Annotated in this window: 1 protein-coding gene; it reads left to right on the top strand. The window is 49.3% G+C overall.

Annotated elements, in window-relative coordinates:
• Positions 1–110: 110 nt before the first annotated feature.
• On the top strand, positions 111–983 hold an 873-nt coding region (locus R7R24_RS25090; RefSeq protein ID WP_318119823.1), incomplete at its 3' end, for a PAS domain-containing protein.

The following is a 983-nucleotide window of genomic DNA, read 5'->3' as shown; positions in this document are numbered from 1 at the left end:
AAAGCACAGGAGAGCTTCGCTTTACTCAATATTGATGGATTGCAATTGGCGCAAGACCAAGATTGGCAAGACGTCGTCCAATTGGGCATTTCGAGATAAGTGGGCGCTTTATGACGCTGCGTTCAAAAACGATAATCGGCATTGCACTCATCGAAGCACTCGCGCTCGGTGTACTTATCATCAGCGGCCTCAACTGGTTTAAAAGCTCGAACGAGACCAGTCTCGAAGTTGGTAGCCAGAATTTGGTGAGTGTGTTTGCTCAAGCTTCGAGAGACGCGGTAATCGCGACGGATCTGGCGTACTTAGACAGCTTTGCACGCTCTGTCGTAAGTGAGCACAAGTTGGCTTACATCCGTATCGTCAATCAAGATGGCATCGAACTTACGCTTCAAGGTGATTACACAGGCGTTGACACCAATGTTCGTCCTTTCGATGCAAGCGACGGTGTTTATGACGTGGCGAAAGCAATCACGTTAGGCGATCAGACTTTTGGCGTGGTAGAAATGGGTGTTCACGTCGAGCATGTTCATCAAATGCTTTCGTTTGCGACTCATGCGAGTTTGGTGATTGCCTTTGTCGAAATGTCGCTGGTGGCGCTGTTTTCATTTGCGCTAGGCAGCTACTTGATGAAGCGTCTGGATCTTCTCCGCACTGGGGTAATTAAGGTTTCACAGCAAGGGCCGGGTTCGCAAATTTCTATTTCAGGCAATGACGAAGTCACGCGCGTTGGAGAGGCGTTTAACCAAATGTCGCGCTCTTTAGCGCAAGCGCAAAACAAACTTCAGCAAGAACATCAAACCCAGCAGCAGTTATCCGCCAAAATATCGCAGCTTGCCGAGGTGGCGGAACACGCTCGCGATACCATCATCATTACGCATCCTGACGGCACGATTGCTTGGGTAAACTCTGCGTTTGAGCAGTTAACCGAATATTCGTTAGAGGAAGTGGTTGGCAAATCACCGGGCGAACTGCTGCAAGGTGAA

The sequence above is a fragment of the Vibrio sp. 704 genome (assembly GCF_033339295.1).
The sequence above is the reverse complement of the archived record's forward strand: the minus strand, read 5'-3'. Positions and strand labels throughout refer to the sequence as shown.